General features: G+C 59.8%; 1 protein-coding gene and 1 pseudogene. Both read left to right on the forward strand.

Annotated elements, in window-relative coordinates; genetic code table 11:
• Positions 1 to 83: 83 nt before the first annotated feature.
• Positions 84 to 1,341 (forward strand): annotated as a pseudogene (gene istA, locus ATY29_RS00060) (IS21 family transposase).
• On the forward strand, positions 1,338 to 2,219 hold the full coding sequence (gene istB, locus ATY29_RS00065; RefSeq protein WP_003563080.1) for an IS21-like element ISRel3 family helper ATPase IstB: 882 nt from the start codon (positions 1,338 to 1,340) through the stop codon (positions 2,217 to 2,219). Before istA ends, istB begins: the two are co-directional and overlap by 4 nt.
• Positions 2,220 to 2,269 lie beyond the last annotated feature (50 nt).

The following is a 2,269-nucleotide window of genomic DNA, read 5'->3' on the forward strand; positions in this document are numbered from 1 at the left end:
CGCTGGTCTTCCGGGGCGCGCCCCGGAAGACCAGCGGCGCGTCATCGCCGATACTCCTTCCGATGGTCGGAAGGGGGATATTGGTGATCAAGCTGAGGGAGACGATCATGATCTTGGATCTGCATCAGCAGGGCCTGACAGTGTCAGCTATTTCCAGAGAAACCGGCATCGATCGCAAGACGGTGCGCAAATACATAGAGCGGGGCCTTGAGGTCCCGCTTATGGACCGAGAAAGCCTCGCGCGACGGTTATCGATCCGTTTGCTTCATACCTGCGGGAGCGGGTGAAGACCTATCCCGGCCTCACTGGTAGTCGGTTGCTCCGAGAACTCCGGGATCGAGGTTATGCCGGCGGTTACACCGCCGTCACGTATTTTCTTCGTGACGTGCGACCTCCGGCAAATCCAGGTTTCGAGGTTCGCTTCGAGACGCCGCCAGGCGAACAGGCCCAAGTCGATTTCGCCCAGTTCCACGTCGTTTTCACTGACGAGCCAATGACGCAAGGATCGTTTGGTTGTTCTCGATGGTGTTGGGTCACAGCCGCCTCATCTGGGCACGCTTCGTCATGCATCAGAATCTGCCGACCGTCCTACGTTGCCACATCGCCGCTTTCGAGGCGATTGGTGGTGCGCCGCGGGAGGTGCTCTACGACCGGATGAAGACTGCCGTTATCGGCGAAGGTCAGACGGAGGGCATCATCTACAACCGTGCTCTCATCGACCTGGCCCGCCATTATGGATTTCATCCTAAGGCGTGCAAGGCCTACCGAGCCAAGACAAAAGGCAAGGTCGAGCGGCCGTTTCGGTATATCCGCGAAGACTTCTTCCTCGCTCGTTCGTTCCGCAATCTCGACGACATGAACGCCCAGCTCCGGCACTGGCTCGACACCGTCGCCAATCCAAGGAAGCACGCGACGACCCAGCGTGTCGTCAACGAGGCCTTCGCCGAGGAGCGGCCGTATCTGCGGCCGCTACCTCTGGCACCGTTCAAATCCGTTCTGAAGCTGGAGCGCCGCGTATCGCGGGAAGGCATGGTCAGCGTCGGCGGCAATACCTACAGCGTTCCGGATGCCACACGCAGTCGCATGGTTGAGGTCCACTCTCTCGCCGACGAAGTCCGCATCTTCGAGAACGGCACACTGATCGCCACTCATCCTGTGCTGGAGGGCCGCAAACAGCGCCGAGTCCATCCCGATCATCGACGATCGATGACGCCGCAACATAGGCCAAGGACACGAGACGAATCCCTTGTCGTCAAGCCTGCCGGCGACACCGTGCTGCAGCGGTCGCTCGCCTTCTATGACGCCGTCGGCAAAGTCCTGGCACGGGAGAGCCGCCCATGAGCGCGACCCTCGATGCCATTCCATCCATGATCGACCGTATTCGCCATGATCTCGTCGGTCTGAAGATGCCGCGCGCACTGGAAGCACTCGACCATGTCGTGCGCCGCCTCGAGCACGGTGAGCTATCTGCCCTCGAGGCTATCGATATCCTGCTGTCCGAGGAACTGACCCTGCGCGAGAACAGCCGCATCAAGACCGCTTTAAGAATGGGCAGGTTAGCGACGATCAAAACCCTTGCCGGTTTCGACTTCACCTTCCAACCTTCCCTCGACCGAGATCGCATCTTCACCCTGGCCCAGCTTGGCTTCGTCGATCGACACGAGGCCGTGCATTTCCTCGGCCCACCTGGAACCGGTAAGAGTCATCTTGCCACGGCGCTCGGCGTCGAAGCCGTCAAAGCTGGAAAGAGCGTCTACTTCACGAACCTTGCCGACCTCATCGGTTCGCTGGCCCGTTCCGAACGGGAGGGTCGGCTTCAGGAGCGCATTCGCTTCTTCTGCAGGCCAAGCCTGCTGATCGTCGATGAGATCGGCTACCTGCCCGTCGTCCAGGGCGGCGGCAATCTATTCTTCCAACTCGTGAACGCCCGATATGAGCGAGGTGCGATGATCCTGACATCAAACCGCGGCTTCGCTGAATGGGGCGATGTCTTCGGCGATCCAGTTGTCGCAACGGCGCTGCTCGACAGACTGTTGCATCATGCCGTCGTCGTTCAGATCGAAGGATCGAGTTACCGATTGCGCCAGCATGCCGAACTGATGCCGGAGCATGTTCGCTCCAAAGCCCTCATCGCACCACCGGCATTCGCCCCACCTCAAAAGCCGCGCGGGCGGCCGCCGAAAAATCCTCAATTCTCCCTGGCATCCACGTCGGCATAAGTGGGGAATTTTACTTCGGCACTTCTGGGGAAAATTACGCGGCATTGACA

Origin of the sequence: Rhizobium hidalgonense, from assembly GCF_002914525.1 — a bacterium.
Classification (GTDB): domain Bacteria; phylum Pseudomonadota; class Alphaproteobacteria; order Rhizobiales; family Rhizobiaceae; genus Rhizobium; species Rhizobium hidalgonense.